The organism is Microbacterium sp. HMWF026 (assembly GCF_003061325.1).
Taxonomy (GTDB): Bacteria; Actinomycetota; Actinomycetes; order Actinomycetales; family Microbacteriaceae; genus Microbacterium; species Microbacterium testaceum_E.
In genome coordinates this window covers 1,801-10,411 of sequence record NZ_QAJB01000322.1, presented here as the reverse complement: position 1 = coordinate 10,411, position 8,611 = coordinate 1,801, and the positions used below count along the sequence as shown (strand labels likewise).

The window sequence follows — 8,611 nt, the reverse complement described above, 5'->3', positions numbered from 1 at the left end:
GCTTTCGCGTGCGCCCCCCGCGCGCCGCGGGCGCACGCGAAAGCGGCGCCGCCCGCGAGGGGCGACGCCGCTGAGAAGACCGTAAATCAGGCCTGGCCGAGGGCGGCCGATACGACGGCCCGCGCCTCTTCCTGCACCTCGCGCAGGTGGTCCTCGCCGCGCAGCGACTCCGCGTACAGCTTGTAGACGTCCTCGGTACCCGAGGGGCGGGCGGCGAACCACGCCGACTCGGTCTGCACCTTGAGGCCGCCGATCGCGGCGCCGTTGCCCGGCGCGTGCGACAGCTTGGCCGTGATGGGCTCACCCGCCAGCTCGGTGGCCGAGACGGCATCCGGAGACAGCTTGGACAGGGCCGACTTCTGCGCGGGCGAGGCCGGGGCGTCGACCCGCTGGTACGCCGAAGCCCCGAACTCCGCCTCGAGCTCGGCGTAGCGCTGGGAGGGCGTCTTGCCGGTGACGGCGAGGATCTCGGCGGCGAGCAGGCAGAGCAGGATGCCGTCCTTGTCGGTGGTCCAGACGGTGCCGTCCTTGCGCAGGAACGACGCTCCGGCGGACTCCTCGCCGCCGAAGGCGACGGATCCGTCGAGCAGGCCGGGGACGAACCACTTGAAGCCCACCGGCACCTCGAGCAGCGTCTTGCCGAGCGAGGCGGCGACGCGGTCGATGATCATCGACGAGACGAGGGTCTTGCCCACGGCGGCATCCGTCGGCCATCCGTCGCGGTGCGAGAAGAGGTAGTCGATCGCGACGGCCAGGTAGTGGTTGGGGTTCATCAGACCCGCGTCGGGCGTCACGATGCCGTGGCGGTCCGCGTCGGCGTCGTTGCCCGTGAGGATGTCGTACTCGTCGCGCGCGGCGACGAGCGAGGCCATGGCCGAGGGGGACGAGGGATCCATGCGGATCTTCTCGTCCCAGTCGAGCGTCATGAACTTCCACGTCGGGTCGACCTCTGGGTTCACGACCGTGAGGTCGAGGCCGTAGACCTCGGCGATGAGCGCCCAGTACTCCACCGACGCGCCCCCCAGCGGGTCGGCGCCGATGCGCACGCCGGCGTTCTTGATCGCGTCCACGTCGATGATGGATGCCAGATCCCGCACGTACGCGTCGCGGAAGTCGTACTGGCCCAGGCTCTCGAGGTCGATGTCGGCGTGCGGGGTGCGCTGCACGCCCTCGAGCCCGGCGGCGATCAGCGCGTTGGCGCGGTCGGCGATCCAGCCGGTCGCGTCGGTGTCGGCGGGGCCGCCGTGCGGCGGGTTGTACTTGAAGCCGCCGTCGCGGGGCGGGTTGTGCGAGGGGGTCACGACGATGCCGTCCGAGCGGCCCGCGTCGTCGGCGGCACGGTCGCGGTTGTAGGTGAGGATTGCGTGGCTGAGGGCGGGGGTCGGCACCCACGAGTCGCGCGCGTCCACGCGCACATCGACGCCGTTGGCAACGAGCACCTCGATCGCGCTGCGCTCAGCCGGCAGCGACAGACCGTGGGTGTCGCGGCCGAGGAAGAGGGGGCCGGTGATGCCCTGCGCGGCGCGGTAGTCCACGATCGCCTGGGTGGTCGCGAGGATGTGGTCCTCGTTGAAGCTGGTGCTCAGCGACGATCCACGGTGGCCGCTGGTGCCGAAGGCGACGCGCTGCTCGGGCACCGTGGCATCCGGTTTGCGGTCGTAGTAAGCGGCGATCAGTTCGTCGATGTCGATGAGATCGGATGCCTCGGCGGGCTGTCCTGCGCGACTGCTCATGCGCCCAGTCTGCCCGGTGGATCCGACATGCGCACACGCCGTGACGCATTCTGGGCGAATCCGTCGCCGCGAACCGCTTCGCCGGGTCCGTGCGGAGGCCCCCGGGCGGGGGAGCGCTCAGCGCGGGCGGCCGCGCCCCGCGGCGATCAGGGCCTCGAGCGCGACCCGCAGCGCGGGCGAATCGGCCTGCGAGCGCCGGTGCACGGCGACGACGTCGCGGGTGGAGGCCGGTGCCGCGGTGGGGATCGCGACCAGGTCGTCGCCGAGGGCGGCGCGTCCGAGCCGGGGAACGAGCGCCACGACGGCCCCGGTGCGTGCGAGCTCGAGGTGGTTCTCGAACTCCATGGATTCGTAGACCACGCGGGGTGCATTGCGGATGCCGTCGAACAGCCGTCGCAGCCACTGCCGGCAGATGGTGGTCTCGAAGGTCGCGACCCAGGCCTCGTCGGCGAGGTCGGCGGGGTGCACGACCTCGCGGTCGGCGAGGCGGTGGTTCCGGTGGACGATGACGTCGGCGACATCGGTGAACAGGGGCGTGACGACGATGTTCTCGGGGATCGCGAGGGCCACTCCGCCCCACTGGTGCGCGATCCCGAGGTCGCGCTGGCCGGAGGCCACGAGCGCGACCGTCTCCCACGGCTCGCTCTCGCGCACGAGGAGGCGCAGGTCGGGGTGCGCTGCGGCGAGGTCGACCAGCAGGGGCGCGAGCATCCCCCGTACCACCGTCGAGAAGGCGGCGACGCGCAGGTCGCCGGCGACCGCACCGCGGGGCGATCCGTCGGCCTGCAGGTCGGCGCGCAGCTTCTCGAGCTCGGCGAGGATCGGCGTAGATCCCACGACGAGGTGCGTCCCGGCGTCGGTGAGGGCGACGCCACGGCCGACGCGCTCGAGGAGGGTCACGCCGGTCTCGCGTTCGAGGCGCTTGATCTGCTGCGACACGGCGGAGGGGGTGAAGCCCAGAGCCGAGGCGGCCGCCGACACGCTCCCCTCGCGGGCGACCGTGCGCAGCGATCGGACGGCATCGAGATCAATCATGCAGCGACGCTACCGTGTTTCGTGAAGAAACGGTCGCTGGTGCTTCACAACGGATGCCGCTGGACTGGGAACGTGAGCAGACGCGACATGATGCTGGCCGCCGGGGTGGCCGCCGCCTGGGGCTTCAACTTCCTCGTCATCGAGTGGGGGATGGCCGGCATCCCGCCGCTGCTGTTCGTCGCGATCCGCTTCGCCGTCGTCGCGGTCTTCATCGTGATCGTGCCTCGGCCCGTGGCATCCTGGCGCACCGTCGTGGGAGTGGGTCTCTTCATGAGCCTGGGGCAGTTCGGGCTGCTCTACACCGCGCTGGCGCTGGGGCTGCAGCCGGGGTTGGCGGCACTGCTGCTGCAGGCGCAGGCGGTGTTCACGGTCGTCATCGCCGCGGGCGTGCTGCGCGAGCGGCCCACCGCGGGGCAGAGCGTGGGCGTCGCGATCGGAGTGGCCGGCCTCGCGGTGGTCGCCGCCGGTCGCGGGGGCAACGCGCCCGCGCTGGCGGTGGTGCTCGCGCTCGCCGCGGCGCTGTCGTGGGCGGTGGGCAACGTCGTGTCCCGGCGGGCCGGCGTCGTCGCGGGGCCGGGGCCGCTGGGTTCGCTCTCGCTCACGGTCTGGTCGGCGCTCGTCGTCCCCGTCCCGGCGCTCGCCCTCGCGTTCGCCGTCGACGGTCCCGCCGCGATCGGCGCGGGGCTCGCCGCGTTCGGCTGGTCGGCCGTGCTGTCGACGGTGTACACGGCCGGACTGTGCACCCTCGCGGGGTACGCGATCTTCAACGGCTTGCTCGCCCGCAACCCCTCGGCGGCGGTGGTCCCGTGGGTGCTGCTCGCGCCCGTGGTGGCGATGATCGCCGCGGTCCTGCTGCTCGGCCAGATCCCGGCGCCGGCCGAGATCGTCGGGGGACTCCTGCTGGTGGGCGGCGTGCTGGTGACGACGATGGCGCCGCGCGCGCGGCGTCGTCCCGCGGTCGCGGAGGCCGAAGCGCACACCCCGGTCTAGGCTGGTCGCCGTGCTGCCCGACACAGAGACCGTGCCCGCCCGTCGTACCTACAGCTACCTGGGCCCGGCCGGGACGTTCACCGAGGCGGCCCTCGCGCAGGTCCCCGAGGCGCGCGACCAGATCTGGCGCCCGGTGCGCAATGTCGGCGAAGCGCTGGCCGACGTCGTCGAGGGACGATCGGATGCCGCGATGATCGCGATCGAGAACTCCGTCGACGGCGGGGTCTCGACGGCGCAGGATGCCCTGGCGACCGTGCCGGGACTGCGCATCGTGGGCGAATACCTCGTCCCCGTGAACTTCGTGCTCGTCGGGCGGCCCGGAGCCACCCTCGACGACGTCTCGCTCGTCGCCGCGCACCCGGTCGCCTACGGACAGTGCCTGGGCTGGCTGAGCAAGAATCTGCCCGCCCACGCGCACCTGCCGGCCGAGAGCAATGTCGCGAGCGCGCTCGGAGTGCTGGACGGCACGAGCGCCGCCGACGCGGCGGTCGCCGCCCCCGGGATCGTCGCGCACCACGACCTGAGCGTGCTGGCCGAGAACATCGGCGACAACCCCAACGCCGTGACGCGCTTCGTGCTGGTCAGCCGCACGGTCGCGCCGGCGCCTCCGACCGGAGCCGACAAGACCTCGCTCATCGTCGAGCTGCCCGAGGACCACCCGGGTGCCCTGCTGGAGCTGCTCGAGCAGTTCGCCACCCGGGGCATCAACCTGAGCCTGTTGGCATCCCGCCCCATCGGCGACGCCCTCGGGCGCTACCGCTTCGTGATCGACGCCGACGGACACGTGCACGACGAGCGCATGGCCGACGCGCTGCTGGGCCTTCGGCGCTTCAGCCCGAAGGTCATCTTCCTCGGCTCGTACGCGCGCGCGGACCGCGCGATCGTCCGGTACCCGCAGCGTTACAGCGACGATGTGTTCGTCGAGGCGCGCGACTGGTTGCGGGGTCTGCTGAGCGGCGAGCCCGAGGCCTGACCCTCGGACGCCTCGGCGACCGTGGGCGGGCACTCGCACCCGCCCACCCCTCTCAGGCCGCGACGGCCGCCTGCTGTGCGATCAGCTCGAGCGTCTGAATGCGTCCGTCCGCTCCCTCGCCGTCGTAGGCGCCCGCCACCGGCGACACCATGATCTCGTCGACGCCGTGCTGCGCGGCGAAAGCGGCGAGCTGACCCTGTACGTCCGGGCCCGTCCCGACGAACCACTTCTGCCGCGTGGACGCCATGATCGACTCGGCCATCGCGTCGAACGGGTCGGCCTGGGCCTGCTCGATCGTCTCGAGCGGCACGAGGGGACGGTTGGTGCGCAGGCGCGCCATCATGCGCAGCTGCGGGAGGGCGCGCTCCTCGGCCTCTTCGGCGGTGGGGGCGGCGACGACGTTGGCAGTCACGAAGGTGCGGGGGCCCTCGCCGCTCTCATTGGCGACGAACTGGTCGCGGTAGAGGTGCAGCGCGCGGTCGAGGCCTTCACCGGCGAAGTGGTTCGCGAAGACGTAGGGCAGACCGAAGCTCGCGGCGAGCTGCGCGGAGTAGTCGCTCGACCCGAGCAGCCACACCTGCGGCATCCCGGATGCCGACGGCGTCGCCTTCACCTGGTACTCGGTGCCCGAGGTGAAGCGGACGGTCGCGCCCTCGGGCGAGGTCAGCGCCATGATGTCGGTGACGTGGTCGGGGAACCGCGAGACGTCGCTGGTCGTGCCGGAGCGATTGAGCAGTTGCGTGATGACCGGGTCGCTGCCGGGGGCGCGGCCGATGCCCAGGTCGATGCGACCGGGGGCCAAGGCTTCGAGGGCGGCGAACTGCTCGGCGACGATCAGCGGCGAGTGGTTGGGCAGCATGACGCCGCCGGACCCCACGCGGATGCGGCTCGTGCGCGCCGCCGCGGCGGCGATCAGGACCGGGGGAGTGGTGGATGCCACTGAGGGCATGTTGTGGTGCTCGGCGAACCAGTAGCGGCGGTAACCGAGGCGGTCGGCGCGCTCGACCAGGTCGAGGGCCGCGCTCACCGCCTGGGCGCTGGTCTGCCCGTGTCGCACGGGCACGAGGTCGAGAACGGAGAGGGAGGGGATCGCGTCGTTCACCCGGTCTGCAACCGCCGCGGCCCCGCGCGTATTCCTTCGGGCGGGGAGCGCAACCCCCGTGACCGGGAGGCGGCGGGGTTCTTATCGTGCCGCGCATGAACGGACCGGGGAACGAAGCACGCACGATGATGGCCGTGGATGATGCGACGTTCGCCCTCGCGCCCGGGCAGGACGTCGCCGACCTCGAGCGCCGCATCGAGACGGCGGTCCACGACGGTGGGCGGTTCGAGCGATTCACGGTGACCGGCGGTCGCGAGGTGCGGGTCCTCTTCAGTGCGCACACGCGCGTCGTGCTGTGGGGCGTGGATGCGACGACCGACCAGGGTCCGGACGTCGAACCCGACTCCGCGGCCGGCGTCTGGTACGACGGCTGAGGCGCGGCATCCATCCCCAGGTTTCTCTCAGGAAAACCGCGTGACGAATCGGTGCCGGCTCGCGTCCTATCTATGACATCGCGGGACACACGGTCCCGGTACGACGGAAGGAAGCGCACATGGCTGAGAACACCATCACCACCGGCACCCCCACCACGAAGGACGGCGGCTCGACCGTCATCGTCGACGCCGTCGTCGCCAAGGTCGCCGGCATCGCCGCGGCCGAGGTTCCCGGCGTGCACGCCCTCGGCGGCGGCGCGGCCCGCGTCATCGGCAACATCCGCCAGGCCGTGGGCGCGAAGGACTACGCCCAGGGCGTGAGTGTCGAGGTCGGCGAGACCGAGGTCGCCGCCGACATCGCCATCCAGGTCGACTACCCCGAGCAGCTCCAGCGCGTGGCCGGCAACGTCCGCAAGGCGGTTCACGAGGCCATCACCGACCTCGTGGGCATGAAGGTCGCCGAGATCAACGTCACCGTGGTCGACGTCTTCATCCCGGGTGACGACGACGAGGACACCGCCGACGAGGCGCGCGTCAACTGACATCCGTCGACAGGGGCGTCACCGCGAGGTGGCGCCCCTTTCGCGTGCCCGCGAGCTCAGCCGTCGGTGATCTCGCGGCGGAAGTAATCGTTCGCAGCCCGCTGCACCGTGACGGGGTCCCTCTCGACGGGAGCCGTGTCGAAGATGCGGCCCGCCTCGAACTGGGCGTCGACGAACCGGTCGAGGATGAGCGGCGGCGCGCCGGTCCTGAGTTCGCGGGTGCGGGACTTCAGCTCGATGAGAGCGTCGGCCGCCTCGCGGACGTCGGAGGCGACCTCGCCCTCGGCGAGGAGGGTCGGAAGGTCCATCGGGGGCAGCGCGCTCTGGGGGTGAGTCTGCAGCCATCGCAGGGCTGCCGCCGGCCGCAGCGCGTAGAAGAACCGCTTGAGGCTCTTCGCTCCGGCTCGCTGCTGCTGACCGACGTGCAGATAGTGCCGTCCGACGGACGCGCGCTCGACCGTTGCGTCGGCGAGGGCCATCAGGCGATCCCGGAAGGCCGGATCGCCCGTGTAGACGATCGGCGAACGCAGCCACTCGAGGGCGGTGGCGTTTCCCTTGACGATCAGTCGGACGGTCTTGGCGAGGTCCCACCCGTTCACGTCGAACGTCTCGTCCAGCGGCGTCTCGATGACGTCCCGCGCCGGCCACAGCGACAGGTACTCGGCCCGTGGTCGAACGAACAGGAACCGGCAGTCGTAGTCACTGTCGGGCGAAGGGAATCCCCACGCGCGACTGCCGCTCTCGATCGCCCAGGGGATGCGGACGCCATGGACCTCGCCGACCGCGGTCAGGCGGCGATCGATCTCGGCGACGACGGCGGGGTCGAGGGAGGCGGGGACGGCGCGCATCGTCCGACGATACCGAGCGCCTCCGAGCTCAGCCCCCGTGACGGACGTGCGAGTACGCGTCGAGGGCGCGCTTGCGCGTCTCTCCCAGATCGACCATCGGCTCCGGCGGGTTGTCGCCGAGGTGCTCCGGTGCCCACTCCTTCACGTACGCGTCGCGCGGATCGAACTTCTTGCGCTGCGTTTCGGGGTTGAACACGCGGAAGTAGGGTGCGGCATCCGCTCCCGATCCGGCGACCCACTGCCAGTTGAACGGATTGCTCGCCGCGTCCGCGTCGACCAGGCAGTCCCAGAACCACTGTTCGCCGTGGCGCCAATCGATCAGCAGGTTCTTGATGAGGAAGGATGCCGTGACCATGCGCACCCGGTTGTGCATGACGCCGGTCTTCCAGAGCTGACGCATCCCGGCATCCACGACGGCGACACCGGTCTCGCCCCGCTGCCATTTCTCGAGGTGGGAGCGGTTCAGCGTCGGCCAGGGGAAGGCGTCGTACTCGCGACGCCAGTTCTTCGTCGCGATGTCCGGGGCGTGGAACGTCACGTGCCAGGCGAACTCGCGCCAGACGATCTCGGACAGGAATCCCGCCGCGCTCTTCGCGTGCGTCCCCGAACCCTTGTGCTCCAGCGTCTCGTGCCACACCTGGTACGGACTCAGCTCGCCCCAGCGCAGGCGGGGCGACAGGTTCGACGTCGCACCACCGGCGAACTCGTCGCGGTAGGTCGAGTAGTCACCGAGGTCGTCGTCGAGGAACTCCCTCAGGCGCGCCTTCGCGGCGGGCTCTCCGGGCTCCCACGTCTCGCGCAGGCCGCCGGCCCAATCGGGTTCCGTGGGCAGCAGGCCCCACGACGACAGGTCGTCGGAGTCGATGGATGCCGACACCCCCGGCACCTTGCGCGCCTCGGGTAGCGGCGCTCGCGGCGCGGGCAGCTTCTGCACGGCGCGCGAGAACGGGCTGTACACGCCGTAGGGCTTGTCGCTCTGCGTGCGAACGGTCCAGGGCTCGTACAGCAGGTTCG

9 protein-coding genes are annotated in these 8,611 nt (G+C 71.4%); 4 read left to right on the top strand and 5 right to left on the bottom strand.

What is annotated here, in order from left to right; all coding sequences use genetic code 11:
- Positions 1-86: 86 nt before the first annotated feature.
- The gene (gene pgm, locus DBR36_RS12295) at positions 87-1,733 is read right to left on the bottom strand and encodes a phosphoglucomutase (alpha-D-glucose-1,6-bisphosphate-dependent) (RefSeq protein ID WP_108319786.1); all 1,647 of its coding nucleotides are present in this window, start codon (positions 1,731-1,733) and stop codon (positions 87-89) included.
- Between the two features lie 117 nt (positions 1,734-1,850).
- A complete protein-coding gene (locus DBR36_RS12290; protein WP_108319784.1) occupies positions 1,851-2,768 on the bottom strand; it encodes a LysR family transcriptional regulator in 918 nt (305 codons plus the stop codon).
- A 72-nt stretch (positions 2,769-2,840) separates the two neighbouring features.
- On the opposite strand from DBR36_RS12290, the gene DBR36_RS12285 reads away from it, so the two are divergent.
- A complete protein-coding gene (locus DBR36_RS12285; protein ID WP_108319782.1) occupies positions 2,841-3,758 on the top strand; it encodes an EamA family transporter in 918 nt (305 codons plus the stop codon).
- 10 nt (positions 3,759-3,768) lie between these two features.
- Positions 3,769-4,731, top strand: coding sequence for a prephenate dehydratase (gene pheA / locus DBR36_RS12280; protein ID WP_108319780.1), 963 nt, complete (start codon positions 3,769-3,771; stop codon positions 4,729-4,731).
- Between the two features lie 52 nt (positions 4,732-4,783).
- On the opposite strand, the gene DBR36_RS12275 is transcribed toward pheA, so the two are convergent.
- The gene (locus DBR36_RS12275; protein WP_108319778.1) at positions 4,784-5,833 is read right to left on the bottom strand and encodes an LLM class flavin-dependent oxidoreductase; all 1,050 of its coding nucleotides are present in this window, start codon (positions 5,831-5,833) and stop codon (positions 4,784-4,786) included.
- A 134-nt stretch (positions 5,834-5,967) separates the two neighbouring features.
- On the opposite strand from DBR36_RS12275, the gene DBR36_RS12270 reads away from it, so the two are divergent.
- Positions 5,968-6,207, top strand: coding sequence for a hypothetical protein (locus tag DBR36_RS12270; protein ID WP_146185342.1), 240 nt, complete (start codon positions 5,968-5,970; stop codon positions 6,205-6,207).
- A 119-nt stretch (positions 6,208-6,326) separates the two neighbouring features.
- On the top strand, positions 6,327-6,749 hold the full coding sequence (locus tag DBR36_RS12265; RefSeq protein ID WP_108319774.1) for an Asp23/Gls24 family envelope stress response protein: 423 nt from the start codon (positions 6,327-6,329) through the stop codon (positions 6,747-6,749).
- 56 nt (positions 6,750-6,805) lie between these two features.
- Here DBR36_RS12265 and DBR36_RS12260 read toward each other — a convergent pair whose 3' ends face one another.
- Positions 6,806-7,597 (bottom strand): nucleotidyltransferase domain-containing protein, encoded by a 792-nt coding sequence (locus DBR36_RS12260; protein ID WP_108319772.1) that lies wholly within the window; start codon positions 7,595-7,597, stop codon positions 6,806-6,808.
- A 28-nt stretch (positions 7,598-7,625) separates the two neighbouring features.
- On the bottom strand, positions 7,626-8,611 hold a 986-nt coding region (locus DBR36_RS12255), incomplete at its 5' end, for a deoxyribodipyrimidine photo-lyase (protein WP_258222783.1).